The organism is Dermabacter sp. HMSC06F07, assembly GCF_001807345.1.
GTDB lineage: Bacteria > Actinomycetota > Actinomycetes > Actinomycetales > Dermabacteraceae > Dermabacter > Dermabacter hominis.
This window is the reverse complement of the sequence record NZ_KV788587.1, coordinates 118,566-141,615: the sequence shown is the minus strand read 5'-3', so window position 1 is coordinate 141,615 and position 23,050 is coordinate 118,566. Positions and strand designations below refer to the sequence as shown.

The 23,050-nt window shown below is 62.9% G+C and carries 24 protein-coding genes; 15 read left to right on the top strand and 9 right to left on the bottom strand.

Annotated features, from left to right (window positions below):
• Positions 1–58 precede the first annotated feature (58 nt).
• From HMPREF3157_RS06930 to HMPREF3157_RS06920, 3 genes are all read left to right on the top strand, one after another.
• Positions 59–703: a DedA family protein gene (locus HMPREF3157_RS06930; protein WP_016663276.1), complete on the top strand. Its 645-nt coding sequence runs from the start codon at positions 59–61 to the stop codon at positions 701–703.
• Positions 703–1,335: a TrmH family RNA methyltransferase gene (locus tag HMPREF3157_RS06925; RefSeq protein ID WP_016663275.1), complete on the top strand. Its 633-nt coding sequence runs from the start codon at positions 703–705 to the stop codon at positions 1,333–1,335. The genes HMPREF3157_RS06930 and HMPREF3157_RS06925 overlap by 1 nt, the downstream gene beginning before the upstream one ends.
• A 106-nt stretch (positions 1,336–1,441) precedes the next feature.
• Positions 1,442–2,512 carry an NAD(P)-dependent alcohol dehydrogenase gene (locus tag HMPREF3157_RS06920; protein WP_070435949.1) on the top strand — a complete coding sequence of 357 codons (1,071 nt, stop codon included), beginning with the start codon at positions 1,442–1,444 and terminating at the stop codon, positions 2,510–2,512.
• A gap of 7 nt (positions 2,513–2,519) precedes the next feature.
• Here the strand turns inward: HMPREF3157_RS06920 and HMPREF3157_RS06915 are convergent, their stop codons facing one another.
• A complete protein-coding gene (locus HMPREF3157_RS06915) occupies positions 2,520–3,212 on the bottom strand; it encodes a response regulator (RefSeq protein WP_016663273.1) in 693 nt (230 codons plus the stop codon).
• 118 nt (positions 3,213–3,330) lie between these two features.
• On the opposite strand from HMPREF3157_RS06915, the gene HMPREF3157_RS06910 reads away from it, so the two are divergent.
• Positions 3,331–5,340 (top strand): sensor histidine kinase, encoded by a 2,010-nt coding sequence (locus tag HMPREF3157_RS06910; RefSeq protein WP_016663272.1) that lies wholly within the window; start codon positions 3,331–3,333, stop codon positions 5,338–5,340.
• Positions 5,341–5,503: 163 nt separating this feature from the next.
• Complete coding sequence (fbaA, locus tag HMPREF3157_RS06905) at positions 5,504–6,529, top strand: class II fructose-bisphosphate aldolase (RefSeq protein ID WP_070435948.1); 1,026 nt, start codon at positions 5,504–5,506, stop codon at positions 6,527–6,529.
• Positions 6,530–6,632: 103 nt separating this feature from the next.
• On the opposite strand, the gene HMPREF3157_RS06900 is transcribed toward fbaA, so the two are convergent.
• Positions 6,633–7,034, bottom strand: a complete 402-nt coding sequence (locus HMPREF3157_RS06900) for a YccF domain-containing protein (RefSeq protein WP_070435947.1) — start codon at positions 7,032–7,034, stop codon at positions 6,633–6,635.
• Positions 7,035–7,097: 63 nt separating this feature from the next.
• Positions 7,098–7,658: a YagU family protein gene (locus tag HMPREF3157_RS06895; protein WP_070435946.1), complete on the bottom strand. Its 561-nt coding sequence runs from the start codon at positions 7,656–7,658 to the stop codon at positions 7,098–7,100.
• A gap of 260 nt (positions 7,659–7,918) precedes the next feature.
• On the opposite strand from HMPREF3157_RS06895, the gene HMPREF3157_RS06890 reads away from it, so the two are divergent.
• A complete protein-coding gene (locus HMPREF3157_RS06890) occupies positions 7,919–9,496 on the top strand; it encodes an MATE family efflux transporter (protein ID WP_016663266.1) in 1,578 nt (525 codons plus the stop codon).
• 103 nt (positions 9,497–9,599) lie between these two features.
• Positions 9,600–10,070: a MarR family winged helix-turn-helix transcriptional regulator gene (locus HMPREF3157_RS06885; protein ID WP_016663265.1), complete on the top strand. Its 471-nt coding sequence runs from the start codon at positions 9,600–9,602 to the stop codon at positions 10,068–10,070.
• Here the strand turns inward: HMPREF3157_RS06885 and HMPREF3157_RS06880 are convergent.
• The 6 genes from HMPREF3157_RS06880 to HMPREF3157_RS06855 form a co-directional block, all read right to left on the bottom strand.
• The gene (locus HMPREF3157_RS06880) at positions 10,067–10,390 is read right to left on the bottom strand and encodes a DUF2516 family protein (RefSeq protein WP_016663264.1); all 324 of its coding nucleotides are present in this window, start codon (positions 10,388–10,390) and stop codon (positions 10,067–10,069) included. The genes HMPREF3157_RS06885 and HMPREF3157_RS06880 overlap by 4 nt on opposite strands.
• Positions 10,387–11,637 (bottom strand): FUSC family protein, encoded by a 1,251-nt coding sequence (locus tag HMPREF3157_RS06875; RefSeq protein WP_070435945.1) that lies wholly within the window; start codon positions 11,635–11,637, stop codon positions 10,387–10,389. The genes HMPREF3157_RS06880 and HMPREF3157_RS06875 overlap by 4 nt, the downstream gene beginning before the upstream one ends.
• Positions 11,634–12,071, bottom strand: coding sequence for a hypothetical protein (locus tag HMPREF3157_RS06870; RefSeq protein WP_016663262.1), 438 nt, complete (start codon positions 12,069–12,071; stop codon positions 11,634–11,636). Before HMPREF3157_RS06870 ends, HMPREF3157_RS06875 begins: the two co-directional genes overlap by 4 nt.
• 16 nt (positions 12,072–12,087) lie before the next feature.
• On the bottom strand, positions 12,088–13,179 hold the full coding sequence (locus HMPREF3157_RS06865; protein WP_016663261.1) for a CAF17-like 4Fe-4S cluster assembly/insertion protein YgfZ: 1,092 nt from the start codon (positions 13,177–13,179) through the stop codon (positions 12,088–12,090).
• The gene (locus HMPREF3157_RS06860; protein ID WP_016663260.1) at positions 13,176–13,856 is read right to left on the bottom strand and encodes a heme-binding beta-barrel domain-containing protein; all 681 of its coding nucleotides are present in this window, start codon (positions 13,854–13,856) and stop codon (positions 13,176–13,178) included. Before HMPREF3157_RS06860 ends, HMPREF3157_RS06865 begins: the two co-directional genes overlap by 4 nt.
• Positions 13,857–13,937: 81 nt before the next feature.
• Complete coding sequence (locus tag HMPREF3157_RS06855; RefSeq protein ID WP_016663259.1) at positions 13,938–14,741, bottom strand: hypothetical protein; 804 nt, start codon at positions 14,739–14,741, stop codon at positions 13,938–13,940.
• 130 nt (positions 14,742–14,871) lie between these two features.
• Here HMPREF3157_RS06855 and HMPREF3157_RS06850 point away from each other — a divergent pair, with 130 nt between their 5' ends.
• The 8 genes from HMPREF3157_RS06850 to HMPREF3157_RS06815 all read left to right on the top strand — a co-directional run bounded on the left by HMPREF3157_RS06850 (position 14,872) and on the right by HMPREF3157_RS06815 (position 23,033).
• The gene (locus HMPREF3157_RS06850; protein WP_016663258.1) at positions 14,872–15,807 is read left to right on the top strand and encodes an NUDIX hydrolase; all 936 of its coding nucleotides are present in this window, start codon (positions 14,872–14,874) and stop codon (positions 15,805–15,807) included.
• Positions 15,808–16,034: 227 nt separating this feature from the next.
• On the top strand, positions 16,035–17,150 hold the full coding sequence (pstS, locus tag HMPREF3157_RS06845) for a phosphate ABC transporter substrate-binding protein PstS (protein WP_016663257.1): 1,116 nt from the start codon (positions 16,035–16,037) through the stop codon (positions 17,148–17,150).
• 110 nt (positions 17,151–17,260) lie between these two features.
• Positions 17,261–18,259, top strand: a complete 999-nt coding sequence (pstC, locus tag HMPREF3157_RS06840; RefSeq protein ID WP_070435944.1) for a phosphate ABC transporter permease subunit PstC — start codon at positions 17,261–17,263, stop codon at positions 18,257–18,259.
• Positions 18,260–18,270: 11 nt separating this feature from the next.
• Positions 18,271–19,455, top strand: coding sequence for a phosphate ABC transporter permease PstA (gene pstA / locus HMPREF3157_RS06835; RefSeq protein ID WP_016663255.1), 1,185 nt, complete (start codon positions 18,271–18,273; stop codon positions 19,453–19,455).
• 33 nt (positions 19,456–19,488) lie between these two features.
• Entirely contained in the window at positions 19,489–20,268 is a 780-nt protein-coding gene (gene pstB, locus HMPREF3157_RS06830; protein WP_016663254.1) for a phosphate ABC transporter ATP-binding protein PstB, read from the top strand.
• A 227-nt stretch (positions 20,269–20,495) separates the two neighbouring features.
• Positions 20,496–21,242 carry an ABC transporter ATP-binding protein gene (locus HMPREF3157_RS06825; RefSeq protein ID WP_070435943.1) on the top strand — a complete coding sequence of 249 codons (747 nt, stop codon included), beginning with the start codon at positions 20,496–20,498 and terminating at the stop codon, positions 21,240–21,242.
• Positions 21,239–22,594, top strand: a complete 1,356-nt coding sequence (locus HMPREF3157_RS06820) for an FtsX-like permease family protein (protein WP_070435942.1) — start codon at positions 21,239–21,241, stop codon at positions 22,592–22,594. The genes HMPREF3157_RS06825 and HMPREF3157_RS06820 overlap by 4 nt, the downstream gene beginning before the upstream one ends.
• A gap of 97 nt (positions 22,595–22,691) precedes the next feature.
• Positions 22,692–23,033 carry a rhodanese-like domain-containing protein gene (locus tag HMPREF3157_RS06815; RefSeq protein ID WP_034370786.1) on the top strand — a complete coding sequence of 114 codons (342 nt, stop codon included), beginning with the start codon at positions 22,692–22,694 and terminating at the stop codon, positions 23,031–23,033.
• Positions 23,034–23,050: the final 17 nt, after the last annotated feature.

Genomic DNA, 23,050 nt, shown 5'->3' with positions numbered 1-23,050 from the left:
GTACACTTGTACGGCCGAACATGCGCTTCGGCCCGCGCACGAAAAGAAGGGTTTTTCCGTGAACGTTGTTGAATGGGCGATCAGCATCATGAGCTCGATGGGGGGCTTCGGCGTGATGCTCCTGCTGCTGCTCGAATGCGTGTTTCCGCCGATCCCCTCGGAAGTGATCCTTCCGCTTGCGGGCGTAACCGCGGGAACGGGCGAACACTCGTTCTGGGTGTTGCTGATCTGGTCGGTGATCGGCTCGACGCTGGGCGCCTACATCCTTTACGGACTCGGGCGAATTCTCGGTCCCGAGCGCACGCGCGCCCTGTTCATCAAGCTCCCGCTTATCAACGTCGAGGATTACGAAAAGACGAACACCTGGGTCGACAAGCACGGGATGCAGGGCGTTTTCTTCGGGCGTTTCATTCCGGGCATCCGCTCGCTCATCTCGATTCCCGCGGGCATGTTTGCGATGAAACTCCCCATGTTCACACTGCTGACGGCCCTGGGAAGCGCGATATGGAACTCGATCTTCCTCGCGTTCGGCTACTTCCTTGGCACGCAATGGCACGTGATCGAGCCTTACACGGACATCTTCTCGAAGGTCTGCTACGTGCTCGTCATCCTCGTGGTGCTCTACTTCTTCGTGAAGCTCGTTCGCCGTGAGCGCCGCCGCAAGAGCCTCGGCCTTCCCGACCCAGACGACGCCGTCAAATAATGTCTGGCGAGCGCGAAGTCGGCGTGGGGCCCTGGCAGGGGGACTGGCCGAAGGAACCTCACTACGATCCGGCACTGCTTGAAGCAGGCGACCGTCGGAACGTTCCCGACCGATACCGGTACTGGCGCCGCGAAGCGATTATCGCGGACCTCGACGCCCACTACCGCAACGGCCTGCACGTCGCGATCGAGAACATCGACCACGACTTCAATATCGGCTCGATCGTGCGCACCGCGAACGCGTTCGGGGTCGCAGCCTTCCACATCGTTGGAAAGAAGCGGTGGAATCGACGCGGAGCGATGGTCACGGATCGATACCAGCACGAGTTTCACCACGCGAGGCCCGAAGACTTCCTTCAGTGGGCTCGCGACAACGATCGCGCGGTCGTCGCGGTCGATATCGTCCCCGGCGCCGTCCCTCTCGAACACACGCGCTTGCCGAAAAACGCCGTGCTCGTGTTCGGCGAAGAAGGCGGGGGAGTGTCGAAGCCGCTTATCGATGCGGCTGCGCTCACGGTCGCGATTTCTCAGTTCGGCAGCACGCGCTCGATCAACGTCGGGCACGCCGCCGCGATCGTCATGCACACGTGGGTGAGTCAGCACGTCGAGATTCCGCGCGACCTAACGCTGTAGCTGCCAGAGCCGCGAGGGTCGTCAGAAAGGTCTCTGACCTGCGCAGTAGGCTAAAAAGGCAACGCTATGAGTTGCTGACAATCCGAACCATGGTTAGGAGCACACCATGAGCATCACCGTCAAGGCCCTCCAGAAAACCGGCCCGGATCAGCCCTTCAAGGTCGTCGCCATCGAACGCCGTGAGCCACAGGGGACCGACGTCCTCATCGACATTAAGGCCGCCGGCGTGTGCCACAGCGATATCCACACGATTCGCAATGAGTGGGGCCCCGCGAAGTTCCCACTCGCCGTGGGCCACGAGATTGCGGGAGTGGTCGAGGCCGTCGGCCCCGACGTCACGAAGTACAAGGTCGGCGACCGCGTTGGCGTCGGCTGCCTCGTCGGTTCGTGTGGCGAGTGCGAGCAGTGCAACAAGGGTTTCGAGAACAATTGCCTGAACGGCGCGATCAGCACCTACAACGCGATCGATGAGGACGGCACCGTCACTCAGGGCGGCTACTCGCAAAAGGTCACCGTGCGCGAGCGTTTCGTGTGCCGCATTCCCGACTCACTCGACTTTGATGTGGCCGCACCGCTTCTGTGCGCAGGTATCACGACGTACTCACCACTCGCGACGTGGGAGGTTGGCGAAGGCCAGAAAGTCGCGGTCGCGGGTCTCGGCGGGCTCGGCCACATGGGCGTGCAGATCGCCACGGCGAAGGGCGCCGAGGTGAGCGTCATTTCTCGCTCGCGTAAGAAGGAAGAGGACGCACTCTCGCTCGGGGCGAAGGAACTCCTCGCCACCGGTAAGGACGAGAACTTCTTCGAGACCCACAAAGGCAAGTTCGATTTCATTCTCAACACGATCAGTGCTGAGTTCGACCTCCCGGGCTTCATGGATCTGCTCAAGCCGGGCGGAAAGATGGTGCTCGTCGGCCTTCCTCCCGAGGGTATGCCGATCCCCACCCGTGCCCTCACGGGCGGTCGCAAGGTTCTCGCAGGCTCGAATATTGGTGGGCTCCCCGAGACCCAGGAGATGCTTGACTTCTGTGGAGAACACAACATCGGCGCGAAGATCGAGGTCATCGGCGTGAACGACGTCGACGCGGCCTACGATCGCGTCGTCAAGGGGGATGTGCACTTCCGATTCGTCATCGATACCTCGACGTTCGACGACGCAGAGGTTGAGGAGGTCTGAGCCCCGCTCAGTCTTCGCCGATTTCCACGAGTCCTGACTCGTAGGCCGCCACGACAATCTGCGTGCGGTCGCGAAGGCATAGTTTTTGCAGGATGTGGGACACGTGGGTTTTCACGGTGGGCTCCGCGAGAAACATCGTGGAGCCCACTTCGGCATTAGAGAACCCTTTCGCGATGAGTTTCGCGACCTCGCGCTCGCGGTCCGTGAGGGCAGCGATGGCCTTGGTGAGGGCGGGATCGGTCCGACGCTGGCTGCGCGAAAGCGCCCCAAAATCTTCAATGACTTTCCGCGTGATGGAGGGGGAGAGGAGGGCCCCACCGCGATAGACCTTCCGCACGGCATCGACGAGTTCCTCGACTTCGGCGTCCTTGAGCAGGAAGCCGCTCGCGCCTCCCTTGAGAGCCGTGAACACGTAGTCGTCGGCGTCGAATGTAGTGAGGATGATGATGCGCGGCGCGGGATCGAGGCCAGCGCGGAAGATTTCCTCCATCGCGGCGAGCCCGTCGAGGTTCGGCATACGGATGTCCATGAGGATGATGTCGGGTCGATTCTTGAGCGCGGCGTCGATAGCTTCGCGGCCGTCGGCGGCAGTGGCCACGACGTCGATGTCTGCTTGCGCTGCGAGGAGTGCCTCGAAGCCGGCGCGCACCATGGGCTGGTCGTCAGCGATGATGACGCGGATGGGGGAGTTCTGGCTCATGTCTTAAGCCTAGGTCACAGGGCGCGCCCTCACGCGAATAACGGCTCATCCATAAGTATTGCCGTGATCAAGACCGGGGAGTGATGCCGAGTTCTGTCGGGGCCTCTACGGTTAACCCATGGCAGAAGTGGGAGAGAAGGCACCCGGCGCACACACGGTCGCGCCGTGGTCGAAAGCGCCGCTGAGAGCGCACGCCAAGCAACTGGGACGCGACTTCCTCTACGTCTTCCCAAGTCTCGTGCTCGGCCTTCTCGTGGGTGGCGCGCTCTTTATACTCGGCTTTCTCACCGTCTTTTCGCTTGCCTTTCTCCTCATTGGTCTTCTGTTCTTACCGGGCATCCTGCTCGCGGGCGGTTTCGCTGCTGACCTCACGAGAATTCGCTCCAACGTGTGGAGCGGTGAAAAGGTGCTTCGCCCTCGCACGAAAGTTCCCGAGTTTCACTCGTTCGCCGACTACTTCCGTCTCCTCGGAAACCTGCGACTGTGGCTCGACTTCATCAGCGAAGCCCTCGTTCTCAACACCGTGCGCGTGAGCGCTGCGTTGGTCCTGGGCACCCAGGCTGTTTTCACGCTTCTTTGCGGTCTGTTCTTCCCGTTCGTCACGCTCATTGATTTCTCGTACGAGTCGGGAATGGCGAGTTTTGTTATTCGAAGGTTCAACCCAAACGTGGGTCTCGAGCCATACGCGCGAACGCTCGCCTTAGTTGACTCGGCGCTCTATGTCGGCCTTGGCCTCGTGCTCCTCGCCCTGTTTCCCTTCACCCTGCACATTGCCGCGCGTCTTGAGAACGGCCTCGTGCGCGAGATTCTCGAAGGGGACTCCTTCGCGACGATCAGCTTCAAGGGATGGGCGACCGCGGTCATCGCGGTCATCGCGCCGATTCGCATCACTTTTTCGGGTGACGGTGCCCTGTGGGAGCACATCGCGCCGCGGTACCTTCCCTTCGGCCTGTTCACGATTCCGGTCGCGGGGCTGTCCTTTTCTTTGCTCGCGCTCACCTGGACGCTCGCCTTCATCTTCCTCGTGCGGCGGCCAAAGCTCGGCTCCGTGCTCGCCTGCGTCGCGTTTGTGGTGTCCTACGGCGGGATCATCACGCTCACCATCGTGAAGTTCAATGGCCAGGTGTTCATGCCCGGCACGGAGGTTCCGGTTCTACTCGCCGGACTCGCCCTCTTCACCCTGAGCCTTCACCGGAACGTCAAACACAGCACCGGGGTATTTGGTGCCTTCGGTGTGATCGCGCTGATGGGAACGATTGCGAGGTGCGTGGTGACGCACGGGCGCGCCTCCACTTCCGTGGACTTCATCCAGTGGAGCTTCCTCATTCTGGGCGTCATGCTTGTCATGTGGATCGTCGCGGCGGCCTTCGGATACGGGCTTCGCTGGCTCGCCGATTCGGCTCGCGACGTTTCGCGTGAACGGGCGGCACGCCGCGAAGCCGAAGAGCGCCAAGAGCGTGCCTTCGCCGAGAGCGCCGAGCTCAGCGAGAGAGCCCGTATTGCGCGCGAAATGCACGACGTGGTCGCCCACTCGATGTCGGTCATCAGCGTCCAAGCACAGACCGCTCCCTACCGCCTCGCAGAATCACAACTCGACGAAGCGACACGCGCCGAATTCGCCTCAATCGCCGCGACCTCGCGCAACGCCCTTCAAGAAATGCGTGCTCTTCTCACGATGCTGCGCGGAACCGGTAGCGAAGAAGACGTCGCGAGGGCCCCGCAGCCCGAGCTCAAGGATCTCCCCGAACTCGTGCAGCGCTCGCGCGATGCCGGCGCCCACGTGAGCCTCACCGTGCCAGAGGCGGGCATCCCCACAGTCCCCGCAACCGTCGGACTCGCCCTCTACCGCGCCGCCCAGGAGGGACTCGCCAACGCGCTCAGGCACGCACCCGGAAGCGACATTCACATCACGCTCATGACGAGTGAACATGTCACCGGCATCGACGTCGTCAATACCGCACCGCCCGAGGACTTCGAGCCTGCGCCCGGCTCCGGAATGGGGCTGCGCGGCGTTCGCGAGAGGGCCAACGCGCTCGGCGGCACCGTGAATGCGGGGGCGCATGCCGACGGTTCCTACAGCCTCATCGTGCGAATTCCGCACGCCGGAACGTGGGCAGCCGTCGGATAGCCCACGCCCCAGTGACCACTCGTGTGGCTCAGCTCTCACGTTTCGTGCTGGGAGTGGCCCGTCCCTGAGCGTCCCGAACGACGTGTGGAAGAATGAAAGGGCAAACGCAACGTGGATCTGCGAGGTACACGGGTGCCCGCGATCCCCACTCGAAGGAGCACACATGCCTGTTGCAACCCCGGAACAGTTCAACGAAATGATCGACCGCGCGAAGGAAGGCAAGTTCGCCTACCCCGCGATCAACGTGTCGAGCTCGCAGACCGCGATCGCCGCACTCCAGGGCTTCGTCGAAGCTGAGTCTGACGGCATCATTCAGGTGTCCGTTGGCGGCGCCGAGTACCTCTCCGGTTCGACCGTGAAGAACCGCGTTCGCGGCTCGATCGCTCTTGCGAAGTTCATCCACGAGGTTGCCGAGGACTACAACACCACGGTTGGCGTTCACACCGACCACTGCGCGAAGGAAAACCTTCCCACCTGGGTTGAGCCCCTCATCGAATGGGACCTCAACGAGCGCGTCAACAAGGGCCTGAACCCGCTGTTCACCTCCCACATGTGGGACGGCTCGGCCGTTCCGGTCGACGAGAACCTTGAGATCGCTAAGCGCCTCCTCGAGAAGACCGTGGAAGCGAAGAAGATCCTCGAGATCGAAGTTGGCGTCGTCGGCGGCGAGGAAGACGGCTACTCGGCGGACGTCGACGAGTCGAAGCTCTTCTCGACCCCTGAAGACGGTCTCAAGACCGCCGAAGCCCTTGGCCTCGGCGAAAACGGCCGCTACATCACCGCCCTCACCTTCGGTAACGTGCACGGCGTGTACAAGCCGGGCAACGTTCGCCTCACGCCGTCGATCCTCCTCGATATCCAGAAGGCCGTTGGCGAGAAGTACGGCAAGGACATGCCGTTCGACCTCGTGATGCACGGTGGCTCGGGTTCGACCCTCGAAGAGATCCAGGAAGCTGTCGACAACGGCGTCATCAAGATGAACGTTGATACCGACACTCAGTACGCCTTCTCGCGTCCCGTTGCGGGCCACATGCTCGAGAACTACGAAGGCGTTCTCAAGATTGATGGCGAGGTCGGCAACAAGAAGATGTACGACCCGCGCTCGTGGGGCAAGAAGGCCGAGGCTGGCATGGCAAAGCGCGTCGTCGAGGCGTGCGAGAACCTCCGCTCGGCTGGCCACAAGATGTGATCCTCGCCTGAGGTAGCGAAAGCGCCCTTCCCGAATAGCGGGAGGGGCGCTTTCGTATAGCGGGAGGGGCGCTTTGTATCGCCAGGTGTTTAAAGGCGGGTGCTCAGATCACGCGTGAGTCGCCCGTCGAGATGATCTCCTTGCCGAAGGGGAAGCAGGTGATGGGGATGAGCTTGAGGTTCGCCCACGCAAGCGGAAGGCCGATGATGGTGACGGCCTGTGCGAGTGCGGTCGCGACGTGGCCTGCCGCAAGCCACAGGCCCGCGATGAGGAACCATACGACGTTGCCGAGAGTCCCGACTGCACCGGGGGACCGCACCTGTACGGCTTCGCGGCCGAACGGGAGGATCACGTAGCTCGCGATGCGGAAGCTCGCGACACCGAACGGGATCGTGACAATGAAAATGCACGCGAGGATACCCGCGAGGATGTAGCCAAGCCACAGCCAAAGGCCGGCGGTAAGAACCCAAATGATGTTGAGAATGACGTTGATGATGGTGCGCATACCACCAACGTACTCCCCGAAACGAAAGAGCGCGAGGGCCGTCCGGGCCAGCGTGCTACGGCATTAGCGAGCGCCGTCCGTGGCATCGAGCGCAACCCACGGATCCGGCTCGTGAGTGAAACGATTGCGAAGGTCGCGACGCACGATTTCAATACTCCACATCCAGATGATGTGGCCGAAGAACTCGCTCACGTGCTCCTGCCACGGCTGATCCCACGGCGCGGGCACCGTGCCGAGCGCAGGCATGAGCAGAACGTGGAAAACGACGTGGATGACGATGCCGAATGCTGCACCCTGCCACAGAGTGATCTTGGGGAAACGCTCGGCAACAACGCAGTAGAGAACCGCGAAGACAATCGCAAAGCTGAAGTGGACGATGAAGCTCATGATTGGCAGGCCGTTGCCATTGAAATGAACGAGCGTGTGGGTGAAGTCCTCGCTGAGTCCCAGTTGCTGTAGGAGCTGCTGCGGCGGGTTGGTGGCGTTGCGCTCGGGTGTGCGCGGTGGGAACGGCACCTCCCAGCCGAACTTCACGATTGCGGAGAACAAGCCGCCGATGAGGCCCACGAGGAGAGCGGTCGCGTAGCGGCGGCGAGAAGGATCTGTGGTCGAAGGAAGTGCCATGATTGCCTTTCGAATGTGGCCCGACGGTTGCCAGGCCACCGTCGGACTCAAAAGCGCACCCTGGGCGCGCGCCTTTCACCCTAGCCACCCATGCACCCGGTAGGGAGGTCGAAAGTCCGCACGCCGTGAACCTCCGCGGATCAGTCACGGAAGCGGTCTCACAATGTGGGGGAAGCGCCCTTTATCCCTGCATCGGGGGCCCGCGCGACTAGACTAGATCCGTTTTCAACGATCCGGAGGGCGAGGAAGGCGGAGCACGCGTGTCACAGTCGCAGGGCCTCTTGAGGGGAACGCCGTGGAAAGCGATCGTGCTCTTCTCGGTGCCGCTTTTGATCGGCAACGTCGTGCAGCAGCTCTACCAGTTCGTCGATGCGATGGTCGTGGGCCGCCACCTCGGTGTCCTCGCTCTTGCCTCGGTGGGGGCGAGCATGAGTCTTCTGTTCCTCATCACGGGTTTTGCGTGGGGCATGACGAGTGGTTTCGCGATCCCCGTCGCGCAAGCGTTCGGCGCGAACGACATCAAGGGGCTCAGACGTTCGGTTGCGGCCGGAGCGATTCTCTCAGGCGCCACGAGCCTCCTCATGACACTCGTCGGCACTATATTCATTCGCCCGTTGCTCCAGCTCATGAAAACCCCGCCGGAACTCATCGACGACGCCGCGACGTTCGGGTTCTGGAGCTTTCTGTTCATGTTTACGCTCGTGTTCTTCAACTTCCTCGCGGCGATTATCCGCGCGGTGGGGGACTCGCGCACACCTCTCGTGTTTCTCGCGATTGCGTGCCTTCTCAATGTCGCCCTCGTGATCGTCTTTGTGGCGGTGCTCGACTGGGGTATCGCCGGCGCGGCGTTCGCCACGGCGGTCTCGCAGCTCACATCGGTGCTTCTCTGCGTCACCTGGGTGCGGTGGCGCATCCCCGTGCTGCACATGGGCCTCGACGACTGGAAAGTGACGATGCCTGAGCTGCGAGAGCATTTGAACCTGGGCCTTCCGCTCGGCTTCCAGACCTCGGTGATTGCGATCGGCACGATCGCCGTCCAGGTGCGCCTCAACGACCTCGGTCCCAACGCGGTCGCTGCTTTCACCGCGGCAGGAAGGGTCGATGGCATCGCCGTCACCTTCCTCGCGTCCCTCGGGCTCGCAACCTCGACCTTCGTCGCGCAGAACTACGGTGCGCGCCAGATCGATCGCGTCAAGCACGGTGTGCGGCAATCGCTCGTCGTGAGCATCATCGTGTCGATCGCGATCGGCCTTGCCCTGTTCCTCCTCGGCGCAGTGTTCGTCGAGCTCTTCATCGGGAATGAACAGCCGGTGGTGCTCAACCTTGCCCATGACGCCCTCAAGATCTACTCCGTGGCCTATTGGACCCTTGGAGTGCTGTTCGTGGTGCGCGGCGCGCTTCAGGGACTCGGTCATATGAAGCCTCCGTTCTACTCGGGCATCGCCGAGCTCGTCATGCGCGTCTTCACCGCCGTTGTGCTCGGCGCTCTTTTTGGCTTCATCGGTGTTGCGTGGGGCGCGCCGCTCGCATGGATCGGGTCGATCGCGCTGCTCATTCCCTCCTACATCGTCATTAGCCGGAAGCTTGATGAACGCACCTACCGCTCGGGGCCGCGCACCGAAGAGATTGAGGTTCTCTCCGCGCCGTTGCTCGCCGAGAAAGGCGTCGTGGCTGACCCGACGATCCTTCAGGGCGAAAGCTTCGAGGACGTGCGCACGGGCCCGATCCCGATCGTCCGTGACCGCGGTGAAACCGGTCAGTTCCCCGCTCTTGACGAGACCTATGTCCTCATGGATGACCAATCCACATCCGAGAATCCGGAGGATGAACAGCGGTAGAACCACGAGTGACGCAAGAGTGAGTTTCTGCCAGGTTTGATGGTGCATACTTGCCTGTGCCCCGCGCGGGAAGAGTGCCCGCTGCCGAGCAGGAAGGTTCACCGTGTCCGCACAAGGCCGCACATTGACACCGCTCGTCGAGATCATCGACGAGATGCTGCTTATTTCGCGCCGAATCCAGGCTCTCGACGTTGACATTCCTGGCATGCGAGGGCTCTCAACGGTCGAAGCGATGATCCTTCGACATATCGGCCGGACCCCGGGTATTACGCCGGGAAAGGTGGCCGAAGACATCATCCTGCGGCCATCAAACGCGAGCGCCGCGATCCGCGACCTCGAGAGCAACGGGCTCGTCGGCCGCGTGCCAGACATGGTTGATCGCCGCTCCAACCACCTGTTCATCACCGAAAAGGGCGAGCGGGCCGTCGCAGCTATGCACGAGGCATGGGAACAGTACTACTCGGGAACGCTCGCTGCCGATGACGTTGAGGACGCCCGCGCCCTCGTGCGTGCGATGGGTGAGCGGGTGCGCGCCACGATGACGGGCGAGGACGCCGAAGAGGAAGGGGCCTAGCGCGAGCCTCGCCCCTGCGCGTTACCCATGACCTGGCGCAACGCGGGAAGAACATCGGCAAGGAATACGCCTGCCATGACGAAACCGATGATCTGAAGCATGATCGTGAAAGGCCCCACGCCGCGCCCGAATCCTGTGACAACACCGATCACGAGCGCACCAGCGGTCATAAGCGCCCAAAACGTCTTCGTCCGCTTAAAGGCTGCGTCGTAAGCCCTCGCTGGGAAACGCAGGGCATTCACGAGTGCCCACGCCTCGATCGCCACAAAAACGATGGCGAGGGCGAGCGACAGGTAGTACGCGATGGTGTAGGTAATCACGGATTCATTCTACGGTCGGGATCGGTGCGGTCGGTGATGAGAAGCTCGAGCGCTTCGGTCGAGGCGGGAGGCTCAACCGCCTTCATTTCGCGCGTAATGGGGCGCGGGCCCACGATATCCGCGTCGGCGACGACGATGAGGGACGGCAGGAAGCGGCGCGCGTCAGAGCTCGGAAGGCCGGTCGCCTCGAGGAGATCGACCGCGAGGGCACGCAGCTGAATGACGAGGGAGATCCCCTCAAAATGGCCGAGGCGCCCGACGGTCCCCTCCGCCGTAGCGAGCAGAGTTTCGGGAGTGAGATGAGCGCAAAAGAGGCGAAGCTTGCGCCGAGCCTTCGTGAAGTCCGCCTCCGTGTCGACACCGGCCTGGATCTCGTCGATGGCGTCGACTGCCGCGGTGAAGGCCTCGGCCAGATTTGGAAACGTGTGGGGCTGCGTGACACGCAAGAATTCGGCCTCTCGTCGCGCGATCACTCGAGCGTTGCGCATGGCGCGGTCGCTTCCCACAAGCAGGTGCTGCACGCGGTTGACGTGTTCGTGATGGCGGTGGAGGGTCGGCGAGTAGCTCGTGAGCTCATTAGCTGTGTCGTTCGCGAGGGCCCAGGCATCGGTATGAAGCTGCGATGTGTTCCTCAGGTGCGTGAGCGCCTTCGTCGCGAGCCGCATGTCGCCTACGCGCGCCGCCTCAGCAAGCTGCGTGAGAGTGTCCTTGAGCTCGGTAAAGAAACTATCGGCAGCCTTTCGCTGCTCCCGGCGAGGGTCGCGTGAGAAAGCGATGTGGACGATAAGCCCGAGCGAGATGCCCGTAATCGCATCGAGTGCTCGCCCCTGCGGTGTCATGGTCGGGGTTTGCGGCAAAAGCAGCACGATCATCGACTGGATGCCCACCTGGATCGAGAAGATGACGCTTGCCTTGATGAAGCGCGAGAACATCAGCGACACGAGGAGTGTGACGAAGAGTTGCCATGTGCCCGATCCAATGACGAGGCGGGCGATTTCGCCGAGGATGATCCCCGGGAATACGCCCGTGCTCATGTCGATGCTCTTGCGGATTTTCGTTTCGAGCGTGAGCCCGATGATGAGGAAAGCGGTGATGCCGGCGTAGAACGGCGCGACGTGGCCCCACAGATGCTGCGAGAGCCAAAAGGCGGCCGAGGCAGTGAATGCCGCAAGCAGAATCTGCCAGGCGCCGTCGCGGGCGCGGTTAGCACCGGAGCGCGCCCATTTTCGATACCGGGACTCCTTCACTCCTTCACCCTCCTCGCGGGGGCGACGGGTTCGCGAAGGCGCAGCTCAAGAAGCTTATCGATCTCGAACCACTCCCCGTCGCGGCCGCCGCGGCCCACGATGAGAGGAGCGCTCTTTGGCTCGAGCGTCGCCCCCTTGAGGCGCGTGAGGAGGTCGCCCGGGGCTGAAAGGATGTAGTAGTTGCCGTCGGTATCGATCCCGACCGTGCGATCCGACTTCAGGTACCAACCGACGTGAGTGGTTTTCACGGGACGCGAGCCCTTGTAGGGGAGTGCTCGCAGGGGGTGCGGTTCGATTCCGGCTTCGCGCAGGCGTGCAATCCCGTCGCGGATGATCGCCGTGGCCTTCTCGTGCTCCTCGCGCTCGGCTCGGCGCAAGTTACGTTCCTGGACCTCGAAGATCTCCGCTTTGCGGGACTTCCACTCCTCGTCCACGTGGGACTCCTTTTGACTATCGGCGAAGCTGCGCCGTTTTCGGGCGTTGGCCGTGGTCGCGTTCGGCAACGATCGTGACTTGCGAGGCGTCGAGCCGCACGGTTGCCTCACCGACCTCGAAGGCAACGATGAGGGCGGCATCGTGGGGGACCGCGCGCTTGAGAACAGCCAGTGCAACCGGCCCTTCGTCGGCATGGAGCGCACTCGAGGTGAGCTCTCCCACCTTCTTGGATCCGAAGAAGACGTCCGCTCCAACGGGGGCGGGCATGTCCTGAGAGCCGTCAAGGTGGAGGCGCACGAGCCTCCGGGGTGGCTGACCAAGATTGAGAACCTTCGCGACCGTTTCTTGGCCACGATAGCAGCCCTTAGCCGTGTGAACGGCGGTGCGCAAAAGATCGAGCTCATGCGGGATCGTTTTTTCATCGACCTCCCGCACGAGACGAGGGCGATGATTCACGATGCGCAGCGCCTCCGCTGCCCACAGTCCCGCGAAGAGTTCGGGTTTTCTCAGTGGCGCGTCCGGCTTGCGAAGCTCGGCGTCGCTCACGAGCGACAGCCGCCAAGGCTCGGGAAACTCCGGATCGGGACCATAGGCCACACCGCCGACAGCGACCTTAGGCCAGTGCTGGATCCACACGGCTGCGGGGGCGGGCGCCTCGCCGCAGACGTCCGCAAGCGGAGCGCACGATCCGAGCACGTGGAGGTCGTCGCGGTCGACGAGGTCGATACGGTTGGCGAACGTCATGAGCTCGAGATACGCGCGAAGACGCTCGCGCGTGCCCGGATCGGTGATGAGGAAGAATGAGTCGCCGCCAGTTGCCACCTGCATGAATGCTTCCACTCGCCCCTGTGGGCTGAGCACGCATGCCTCGAATGAGTCGCCCTCGGCGCGATCGGTAAATACCTGGGAGGTCACGGTCGTGAGCCACGGGGCGCGATCTTCACCTCGCACTTCGAGAACCTCGAAGTGGCCAAGATCGACGATGGCCCTGCCCGCTACAAGCCGCCGCTGCTCACGCAGGGGAGCACCGTAGTGCGCGGGGACCGCGGCATCGGGCCCGGTCTCCTCGTGGATCGCGCGAAAACTGATGAGGGGAGCGGGGCTCACGCCTCTGCCTTACCTTCATCGGCGGCACGGTCGAGCTCGACCGAAAGATACGGGCGCAGCGACGCGGGGGAGGAGCCGACCTCTTGAAGCCACATGAGGCGCCCGCCCACGAGCCCAAACATGCGCGCACCGTGAGAATCGGCGCCGTTTGCCCCACCGAGGTCTTGGGTCGCGAGCTGGATACGCGGGCCGCGCACCTCTCCCGCCCAGTGTTCTGCGGGCGTGAGGCCAAATGCGCCTCGGCGCTGCATGGTCAGGCTCACGCCGTGAGACAGATAGCTTTCGGGGCTTCCGGGCTTCGCGTTTTGCGCGGCCTCTTCGTCCTGGCCGGGAAGCACTCCCGTCGTGCGCCACGTGCCCTTTTCCTCAAGGAGAAGCTCGCGCACAAGCTCGGTCGCGTTCGTTGATTGGGAGGCGTCGGGCCCTTCCTCACCCTTCTCGTAGAACGCCGTTGTTGGCGGTTCGGGAGCAGGCGAGTCGAGAACCCACGTGCGCATCGACCATGCGAGCCCACCGGAGGAATCCGGGGCCACGGTGAGACGCTGCTCGATCGCGCGACCGACCTCGTCGCCGTTTTCTCCCCTGAGCTGTACGGCGCCGGTGCCCTCCCAGGCGCCCACGAGCCACGCGAGCGGGTAGAGCGACGGGTCGAGATTCTCATCGATGACGATGGGCACAAGAACTCCCTACTGACTAGTGGTGAAAGAACACGTCATTAACGTTTCGCGCGGTGGGCGTATTCCCCGGTACGCACATCCCTACGCGGTGGGGATGACGGTGAGTCCGAGGTCGGCGGGGACGTAACTGAGGGCGACCTCGAGGAACAGTAGCGCGAGGATGCCCGTAAGGGCGATCGGCGCGATGGCAACGGCGAGGGACCGGCGCGGATCGGACGCTCCGATCACGCGCGAGAGGAGGAAGAACACGAAGAGTGCAGCGGTGCACAGGACCGCCCCTGCGAGTGTCGACATCGCGATGATCGACGGGGGGTAGTGGAGAGCCCACCCGAGGAACCCGGAGGTGAGTGCACCGAGCGTGATCGCGCCGCTGACACGCGCCGGGGCGGGAAGCGGAAGCGCGAGGAACAGGGTGCCGAGCGCGAGTCCCATCGTCATAGCAAGGAGGAATCCGACGGTTGCGGGCCCGTTCGTCGAGGCGAGGGACCAGCATTTCAGCCAGATGACGGTGAGGGTCGCGATGAGGGCGCCGCTTGCCGTTCCCGAAATGGACAGCGTGAGGCGTGAGCGCTCGCGGCGAAGCATTTCGTGGGCAAAACTCAGAAAGAGTGAAACGGCGATGACGATGACGAGCTTCGATGTGAGGCCCGTCGTGCCGAAGATGAGTGCGAGGGCGAGCGAGCCCAGGCCTGCGAGGGCCATGATGATCGCGCTGCCCGTTCGACTCGGAAGTTCGAGCAGGCGCGGCCAACTCACGCACATGAGCACAACGAAAAGAGCGAGGATGCCGGCGAGGGTCTCGCCGCTGTAGACGGGAAGGGCCATGGCGGCGGCGAGTGCGAGTGCACACGCGCCCGTGAGGGGTGCTCGCTCACTCGGTGTCATGCTTCAACCAATCATTTCTATGGATTACGCCTCATGGAAGTCTACGGTCCCGCGTGTGCCAAACGCACGTGGGAGGGGCGTACTACACTTGGGGAGGCCCTGAGCTGTCGTTTCGAGGAGAGTTAATCCCGTGGCACGCGAACAATCCCCGATCCTCGCGGCAGGAGCGCTCGTTTGGCGTGAAAAGCGCGGTAAGCTGCAGGTTCTTCTCGTGCATCGGCCGAAGTACGCAGACTGGTCGATTCCGAAGGGGAAGCTTGAGGCGGGTGAGTCCTTCGTCGCGGCGGCGATTCGCGAAGTGGAGGAGGAGACCGGGTACCGGATCCGTCTTGACCGCCCTCTTCCGACGGTTGACTACCGCACGAACGGCCGACCGAAAACGGTGCGGTACTGGGTAGCGCGGGTTCGCGCCCAGGCGGGCCCGGGCCCTAAGAATCCCAAGGAGATCGATAAGGTCGAGTGGGTCGAGGCATCAAAAGCTCTGGAAATTCTCACGCGCAAATCCGATCGGGATCTCCTCACCCGCCTTCTTGATTTCGCGAAGGAGGGTGAGCTCGATACGACGCCGGTGATCGTCCAGCGTCACGCCGCCGCGCAGTCGCGTGCGAAGTGGCGCAAGGGGGATGAGAGAACGAGGCCGCTCAGGCGCAAGGGACGCAAGCAGGCGGCGGCGCTGCCCCCACTACTTGGCGCGTACGCCCCGAAGACCGTCGTGACCTCGCCTTGGCGTCGCTGCCTCGAAACGATCGAGCCGTTTGCGCACGAGGGTGGGATTGACATCGTTGAGAAACCCGAGCTCACCGAACACGCGCATGAGAAGCGGCCGGCGCGTGCTGCCGCGGTCATGGAGCGAGCGATTGCCGAAGCGGCACGTACCGTCGTCTGTACTCACAGACCCGTGCTGCCGACCATTATTGCGGCTGCGAAGCACGCGTGCACGAAGGAGGCGCGGGGGAAGCTCCCTCGCGAGAACCCGTACCTCGCGCCGGGGGAGATGCTCGTGTTGCACACGAGTGAACGCGGTCGCATCGTTGATGTGGAAAGGCACCTTCCCAACATCGGTTAGAGCCCATGACAGCGGTGATGTGCCCCACGTTGAACGGGCGCAATTAGTGGCAAAGGATGCCTCTGAGCAGGGAAAAGTCTGTTATACGAGACGCCTGGCTGAAAATTCTCGCATGAGTTCACCGTTTGTTTACCTGGGAATACTCGCGGCGTCACTTGGGGCTTCTACGTTCGTTGTGTCCACCTACGACCCGTATCCCAGGCTTTAGCAGCCTCGAAAGGACACTCGTGAACCTCAAGAAGAAGTTCGTTTCCGCAACCGCCCTCGGCCTCGCAGGCGCCTTCGCTCTCGCAGCGTGCGGTGGCGACTCCTCCGACAAAGGCAAGAGCGAAGGCACCAAGGGCTCGTCGAGCGCATCCGGTGACGTCTCGGGCACCCTCGCAGGCGCCGGCGCTTCCTCGATGGAAGACGCACAGGGCGCGTTCATCGGTGGCTTCATGGCTCAGAACTCGGGCGCCACGGTGACCTACGACGCTGTTGGCTCGGGTAAGGGCCGCGAGCAGTTCCTCGCTTCCGCCACCAACTTCGCCGGCTCGGATGCCTACCTCAAGGATGAAGAGGTTGCCAAGTCGAAGGATCGTTGCTTCGGCGGCGAGGCTTTCGACATCCCCGTCTACATCTCCCCGATCGCGGTTGTGTACAAGCTCGACGGCGTGAAGGATCTCCAGCTCTCGCCCGACACCCTCGCGAAGATCTTCGCTGGCGACATCAAGAAGTGGAACGACGAGGCCATCAAGGCTGACAACCCCAACGTTGAGCTCCCTGACCTCGACATCGTTCCGGTGCACCGCTCGGACAAGTCGGGCACCACCGAGAACTTCACCGAGTACCTCGCTGCCGCCGCCCCCGATTCGTGGAAGCACGGCGCTATCGAGACTTGGTTCGAGGATGGCGGCCAGTCGGGTGAGAAGACCTCGGGCCTTATCAACACCGTTCAGGGCGGCAACGGCACCATCGGTTACGCCGACGCCTCGAAGGCTGGCGACCTCGGCACCGCCAAGATCAAGGTCGGCGACGAGTACGTCGGCTACAGCGCTGATGCTGCTGCCAAGGCCGTTGAGGTTTCGCCGAAGGTTGAGGGCCGTAGCGAGAACGACATCGCCCTCGAACTCGCTCGCGACACCAAGGAAGCCGGCTCGTACCCGATCGTCCTCGTGTCCTACATGGTCATGTGCGACACCTACGAGAAGAAGGAAGATGCCGATCTCGTCAAGGCTTACGCTTCCTACGTGATCTCGGAGCAGGGCCAGAACGACGCTGCTCAGGCTGCCGGCTCGGCCCCCCTCTCGGCTAAGCTCCGCGAGGACGCCCAGAAGTCGATCGACGCCATCAAGGCTAAGTGATCCGCAGCTGACGCCTAAGGCGTAACGGTGCGCCGCCGAGCCCACCAGGGTCGGCGGCGCACCTGTCGTTCAGTCCATTCTTTCCATCCCCTACCGTCAGGAGCGTGCGCGTGAGCACAGCGGCTGCCGAAAACAGCACACCCGCCAAGGGCGCCCCCGAACCTCCGGGCAACGAGAAGAAGGCGAGCTTCAAGAGCTCGGGTGCGCGTCCAGGCGACGCAATTTTCTCGTCGTTGAGTGTCGGGTCTGGCCTCATCATTTTTGCCGTGCTCGCGGCAATCTTCATCTTCCTTCTTATTCAGTCGCTCCCGGCGATTGAGAACTGGAATGCGATCCCCACCAACTCGGGCAAGCAGAACCTCCTTGAGTTCGTCGGCCCACTGGTGTTCGGCACGGTGCTCGCCTCACTTCTGGCGCTGATTATTGCCGCCCCGATCGCTATCGGGATTGCGCTCTTCATCTCCCACTACGCGCCACGCAAGCTCGCGATGCCAATCGGATACGTGATCGACCTCCTTGCCGCGGTGCCGTCGGTTGTCTTCGGTCTGTGGGGTGGCGTGTGGCTCGTGCCGCTCATGCAGCCGCTCTACACGTTCCTCAATACCAGCCCATTGACGAGCTGGATCCCGTTCTTTCAGGGCAACCCGCACGCCCCGATGCGTAACGTCATGACCGCCGCGATCGTCCTCGCCGTCATGATCCTTCCGATCATCACTGCCGTGAGTCGCGAGGTCTTTCTCCAGACCCCGGGTCTCCAGGAAGAAGCCGCGATTGGACTCGGCGCCACGAAGTGGGAAATGGTGCGCATGGTCGTCCTTCCCTTCGGGCGCAACGGCGTCGTATCGGCGTGCATGCTCGGCCTCGGCCGCGCACTCGGTGAAACCATGGCTGTGCTCATGGTGCTCAGCCCCGGCTACACCTATTCGCTCCACCTCCTTGAGGTCGGTAGGCACATGACGATCGCCTCGTTCATCGCCTCGCAGAATGCCGAATCCACCGGCATTGACATGGCAAAGCTCATTTTCGCGGGTCTCGTCCTGTTCCTCATCACGTTCGTCATCAACGCGCTCGCCCGCTGGATCGTGGCCGCTAGCGCACGTAAGAAGTAGGGGGATCAGAAATGAGTGAAGCAACCGCAACCCTCAATGCCTCCAACCCCGGCCCGAAGGGCAAGAGAAGCTCGAGCTTCCTGAACGCTGGCGAGCGCCGCTTGCCCTGGTGGCACATGGTGCTCACGGGCGTCGTCGCCCTCGTACTCGTCTCGATCCTCCTGCTTGTCACGAACTCCTTCACCCTTCCGGCCGTCATCGTCCTGGGCTTCTTCGCCCACCTCGTGATTGGCTACATCTACTCGCGAGTGCGCGAGGGTGAGCGATGGGCGAAGGATCGCCTCATGACGCTCATTCTCATTGGCGCTTTCGCCACCGCGATGATCCCGCTCGTGTCCCTCCTGCTCGAGGTGCTCTCGAAAGGTGGGCCGCGCCTGCTCACGCCGGGCTTCCTCACGGGAGACATGCAGGGCTTCAATGGCGGCGCTGACGGCGGTGGCATTCTCCACGCCATCGTCGGAACGCTCATCATTACTCTCGGGGCGTCGATCATCTCGATCCCCATCGGCCTTCTGACCGCCATCTTCCTCGTGGAGTACGCCCAGACCGGGTGGCGGAAGACCCTCGGCAAAGGCATTACCTTCCTCGTGGACGTTATGACGGGTGTCCCGTCGATCGTCGCGGGCCTGTTCACGCTCGCGCTTTTCACGACGCTCACGGGCGAGGCCGGCCTGCGTATGGGTGCCATGGGTTCCGTTGCCCTGTCGGTTCTTATGATCCCGACCGTCGTTCGATCGAGCGAAGAAATGATTCGTCTCGTTCCCCTCGAACTGCGCGAAGCCGCCTACGCCCTCGGCGTACCGAAGTGGCTTACGATCGTTCGCGTCGTGCTCCGTACCGCGATCGCCGGTCTCGCCACTGGCGTTACCCTCGCTATCGCTCGTGTCATCGGCGAAACAGCGCCGCTCATGTTCACGATCGGCGTGGTCCAGATGCTGAACCCCAACCCGTTCAAGGACCGCATGATGGCGCTGCCCACCTACATCAACCAGCAGTACAGCTTCGGCCATGCTGTGTGCGGCAAGTCTGGCGAGAAGGTCCTCAACTACTTCACGCGTGAAGAATTCGCGTGTAATCCCGATATCAACTATCAGAGGGCGTGGGCTGCTGCGCTGACGCTCATCATTATCGTGATGGTGCTGAATATTTTCGCCCGCCTCGTTTCCCACTACTTCTCGCCGAAGACCGGCCGCTAAGCCCTCACAGGCTGATCTTTGAAAGGATCTCAGATGTCACAGAGCATTGACGTGAAGAACCTCAACGTCTATTACGGCGACTTCCTGGCCGTCGAGGACGTCAACGTCAAGATTGATTCCCGTAGCGTCACCGCCCTCATCGGCCCCTCCGGCTGCGGCAAGTCCACCTTCCTGCGCACCCTCAACCGCATGCACGAGGTCATTCCCGGTGCATACGCCGAGGGCGAGGTCAACATCGGTGGCGAGAACATTTACGGCCCCGGTATCGACCCCGTGAACGTTCGTCGCCGCGTCGGCATGGTCTTCCAGAAGGCGAACCCGTTCCCGACGATGTCGATCGCCGAGAACGTTCTCGCGGGCGCCAAGCTCAACAACAAGCGCCTCTCGAAGAGCGAGGCCGATCAGCTCGTTGAAGAGTCACTTCGCGGCGCGAACCTTTGGGAAGAGGTCAAGAACCGCCTCAACAAGCCCGGCGGTGGCCTCTCCGGTGGCCAGCAGCAGCGCCTGTGCATTGCCCGCACGATCGCCGTGAAGCCGGACATTGTTCTTATGGACGAGCCGTGCTCGGCGCTCGACCCGATCTCGACTCTCGCGGTCGAGGATCTCATTCATCAGCTCAAGTCTGAGTACACGATCGTCATCGTGACTCACAACATGCAGCAGGCCTCGCGTGTGTCCGACAAGACCGGCTTCTTCAACATTGCCGGCACAGGTACCCCGGGCAAGCTCATCGAGTTCGATGAAACGACCAAGATCTTCAACAACCCAGCGATGGAAGAAACCGAGCGTTACATCTCCGGTAAGTTCGGCTGATCGGCACGCCCCACATGGGGCGCCACTCGCAACGCAAGGCGCGGTGACGGGATAACCCCGGGCCGCGCCTTTCGCCTACCCGGCGTATCGCGCCGAAAGTATGAGGGCTGATCCGTCTGGGGGTGGAATCGACGCGGCGCATCGTCGCGAAACATCCTCCCAGCGACAGGGATGAATGGTCCCGAGGGGCGATGCGTGAGCGCCCGCCTCCGCGAGAGCGTAGAGGCATGACAACACCACACAATATTCAGCCTTCCTCTACTGTCCAGCCAGCCGTCGGAACCGTCCCCGGCGCTCGCCCGATCGTCCTTTCTGCGCGCAACCTCGCGCTTGCCTATGACGCGCATACTCACGCCCTGAGAGGCGTGGATCTTGATATCTACTCTGGTCAAAGTCTCGCCATTATGGGGCCGTCGGGCTGCGGCAAGTCGACGCTGCTGCACTGCCTCGCAGGCATCCTCGCGCCGACGGGCGGCCGGGTTCTTTACGGCGAGCGCGATCTACGAGACATGCGCGATGCTGCGCGAACGAAGTTGCGCCGCACCGATTTCGGTTTCGTGTTCCAGGACGGTCAGCTGCTCCCGGAACTGAGCGCTCTCGAGAACGTGATGCTCCCGCGGATGCTTGCGGGTGTCTCGCGGCGGAAGGCAAAGGGAATGGCGAAGCATTGGCTCGCTGCGCTTGGGCTTTCGGGGCTCGAGGAGCGCCGGCCCGGTCAGCTCTCGGGCGGCCAGGCGCAGCGTGTCGCTATTGCCCGTGCCCTTGCGGGGGAGCCGTCGGTTGTGTATGCCGATGAGCCCACCGGGGCGCTCGATCAGAAGACCGGCCAGGAGGTTCTCCATCTGCTCCTGCAGGCGACCGCTGATGCCGGTAGCGCGCTCGTGATGGTGACACACGACGAGGGCGTTGCGGCTGCGTGTGCGCGCACGATCGTGATGCGCGACGGCCAGATCGAACGGGAGGTTGCCCGATGAGCGCCCTGCTTATGCTTGTGCGGGGGAGACGATCTCTCGCGAATGCCCTCCCGGTGATCGCGTTCGCGGCGGCGACGGCGATCGTGTGCACGGTGCTTGCGGGCACGGGCGCTTTCTATGGGCGGCTGGGTCCGAGCGGTTTTGAAGCGACAGATCCATCGGCGTCGCCCGAAGCACAGATCACACCGCTGCTGGTGATCTGTGCGGTCTTCGCGTGCGTGCTGCTCGTCCCGAACGCGATCGCCCTCGGTGGGGCGGCGGCTCGTCTGTCCCTTGCGCGCCGCGAAAAAGACTTGGCTGCGGTTCGGCTCGTTGGGGGCACGCGCGCGCAGGTGGCGGGGGTCGCGGTGTCCGACGTCGCCTGGCAGTCCGTCGTAGGTGCGGTGATCGGCGTAGCCTGTCACATTGCACTCGCGTGGCCGCTTTCGCATCTCGATTTCGGGATCCGGAAATTTACGGCTGCGGAGCTCATCTTGCCGTGGTGGGCTCTCGTTCTTACCCCTTGTGCTCTTGCACTGTTTGCCTCGGTCTCCGCGTCGATCACCCTCACGGGGGTTGCCTTGAGTCCCCTCGGAATTGCCCGAGGTGCGCACAAGGTGCGCATGTCGGTCATGCGCCTTCTCGTATGGGTGTTGAGCATCATTGTGTTCTTCGCGGTGGCGCAATTCCTTCCCCGCATCCAGGGCGTGTCGCTCGGCGCTGTGATCGTGGCGGTGGTGTTGACCGTGGGAATAATGGTCTTCTCCGTGAATCTCGCTGGTCCGTTTATCGTGTGGGTCATCGCGCGCATCGTTGCGTCCCTCGCGCCGACACCGAGTCTCCTCGTGGGGGCGCGGCGTCTGTGCGCCGATCCGCGCGCGGGCTGGAGGGCGGTCTCGGGCGTGACGATTGCGCTTGTCGTTTCCGGCTTTGCCTCGATTGTGACTTCGCTGCCGAGCGTGGATGAGTCCTCGCGGCTCATGAACCAGGCGCTCTTGACGGGTGCTGTGCTGACGGTGGGGATCGCGACGGTGCTCGCGGCTGTGAGTACCGGTGTCACCCACACCGCGCGAGTGATCGATCAGGCGTCGAGGTACCGCTCCCAGCACGTTGCTGGCGCGAGTATCAGCCAGCTGCACCGTGCACGAATCGCGGAGATTGCGATTCCCGTCGCGATCTCCCTCGCGGTCTCCGTGTTCATGGCGGCGCTCGTTCTTTTCTCGCTCATGGGCTCGGCAGCATCGGATCCTCTTGTCGCAGTGGGGTTCGTCGTGAGCGTCGTGGCCGCACTCGGGCTCGTGTCGGCGTCGGCCCTCGTGAGCTCCCCGCTCGTGGCCCGGGCGGCGCGCGCCCGCGTGCGCGCAGCCGGCTGAAACCTGCCGTGGGCGAAAATGAGCACCGGCACGTCGGAACTTCCCGAAGTGCCGGTGCTTGTGGTCAACACGGAGCGAATCCCTCTAGGCTGAACGCATGGATTTCGAAACCGTTGACCCGCTGAGCGTCCCCGAGGGCGCCCTCCTTTTCGACATACGTGAGCAGGATGAGTGGGACGCGGGGCACGCGCCAAGCGCTCGCCATCTCCCCGCGAGTAGCCTCGCCGCACATCTCGATGAGCTCTTTGTGGAGGATGACGAGGGACGCGAGCGGGACATTTACCTCGTGTGCCGCTCGGGTGGGCGCTCCTCGCAGGTCGCTCAGTGGCTCGCCATGCAGGGAATCGAGGCGATCAATGTGGGCGGTGGAATGGATGCGTGGCTCATGCAGGGGCTGCCCGTTGTCACCGATGAGGGGGAACCCGGGCGCGTGCTTTAGCCCCGAGTGTTCCGAGG

Bases quoted from the DNA above. Each gene is read 5' to 3' on its own strand.
- HMPREF3157_RS06925 (WP_016663275.1), top strand. From the start codon at position 703: ATGTCTGGCGAGCGCGAAGTCGGCGTGGGGCCCTGGCAGGGGGACTGG.
- HMPREF3157_RS06920 (WP_070435949.1), top strand. From the start codon at position 1,442: ATGAGCATCACCGTCAAGGCCCTCCAGAAAACCGGCCCGGATCAGCCC.
- HMPREF3157_RS06915 (WP_016663273.1), bottom strand. From the start codon at position 3,212: ATGAGCCAGAACTCCCCCATCCGCGTCATCATCGCTGACGACCAGCCC.
- HMPREF3157_RS06910 (WP_016663272.1), top strand. From the start codon at position 3,331: ATGGCAGAAGTGGGAGAGAAGGCACCCGGCGCACACACGGTCGCGCCG.
- fbaA (WP_070435948.1), top strand. From the start codon at position 5,504: ATGCCTGTTGCAACCCCGGAACAGTTCAACGAAATGATCGACCGCGCG.
- HMPREF3157_RS06900 (WP_070435947.1), bottom strand. From the start codon at position 7,034: ATGCGCACCATCATCAACGTCATTCTCAACATCATTTGGGTTCTTACC.
- HMPREF3157_RS06895 (WP_070435946.1), bottom strand. From the start codon at position 7,658: ATGGCACTTCCTTCGACCACAGATCCTTCTCGCCGCCGCTACGCGACC.
- HMPREF3157_RS06855 (WP_016663259.1), bottom strand. From the start codon at position 14,741: ATGACACCGAGTGAGCGAGCACCCCTCACGGGCGCGTGTGCACTCGCA.
- pstA (WP_016663255.1), top strand. From the start codon at position 18,271: ATGAGTGAAGCAACCGCAACCCTCAATGCCTCCAACCCCGGCCCGAAG.
- pstB (WP_016663254.1), top strand. From the start codon at position 19,489: ATGTCACAGAGCATTGACGTGAAGAACCTCAACGTCTATTACGGCGAC.
- HMPREF3157_RS06825 (WP_070435943.1), top strand. From the start codon at position 20,496: ATGACAACACCACACAATATTCAGCCTTCCTCTACTGTCCAGCCAGCC.
- HMPREF3157_RS06820 (WP_070435942.1), top strand. From the start codon at position 21,239: ATGAGCGCCCTGCTTATGCTTGTGCGGGGGAGACGATCTCTCGCGAAT.
- HMPREF3157_RS06815 (WP_034370786.1), top strand. From the start codon at position 22,692: ATGGATTTCGAAACCGTTGACCCGCTGAGCGTCCCCGAGGGCGCCCTC.